The 721-nt window shown below is 68.1% G+C and carries 1 pseudogene; it reads left to right on the forward strand.

What is annotated here, in order from left to right:
* Positions 1-159 precede the first annotated feature (159 nt).
* Positions 160-721, forward strand: a pseudogene (locus tag CCN35_RS26225) (formate dehydrogenase); the annotation flags it as partial.

The raw sequence follows: 721 nt of genomic DNA on the forward strand, positions 1-721 counted from the left end.
GGAGCGATCCAGATCGAGAACCAGGCGCGTATTTGACACTCCGCCACCGTTCCCGGTCTGGGAACCTCCTTCGGACGCGGCGGTGCGACCGACTACCAGCAGGACCTGCAGAACTCCGACTGCATCGTCATCATGGGCTCGAACATGGCCGAAGCCCATCCGGTCGGGTTCCAGTGGGTGATGGAGGCCAAGGCCCGCGGTGCGAAGGTGATCCACATCGACCCGCGGTTCACCCGCACCAGTGCGCTGGCCGACCTGCACGTCACCCTGCGGACGGGCACCGACATCGCCTTCCTCGGCGGCGTGATCAACTACATCCTGTCCCACGGGCTGGAGTTCCGGGAGTACGTGCAGGCGTACACCAACGCCCCGTTCCTGGTGAACGAGCGCTACCGGGACACCGAGGACCTGGACGGCCTGTTCAGCGGGTACGACCCCAGGACCGCCTCCTACGACCCCTCCAGCTGGGCGTACGAGAGCATCGAGACGGCCGGGGCCACGGGCGACCGGGACAAGGAGCAGTCCGCCGCCCACCAGCACGGCGCCCGCGGTCCGTCCGTCGAGGGCGGAGCGGGCCCCATTCCGAGCGATCCGACGCTGGAGCACCCCCGCTGTGTGTTCCAGGTGCTCAAGCGGCACTTCTCCCGCTACACGCCCGAGATGGTGGAGCGGATCTGCGGCGTGCCGCGGGACCGGTTCCTTCAGGTGTGCCGTGCCTGGA

Origin of the sequence: Streptomyces thermovulgaris (assembly GCF_002155915.1) — a bacterium.
Classification (GTDB): Bacteria; Actinomycetota; Actinomycetes; order Streptomycetales; family Streptomycetaceae; genus Streptomyces; species Streptomyces thermovulgaris.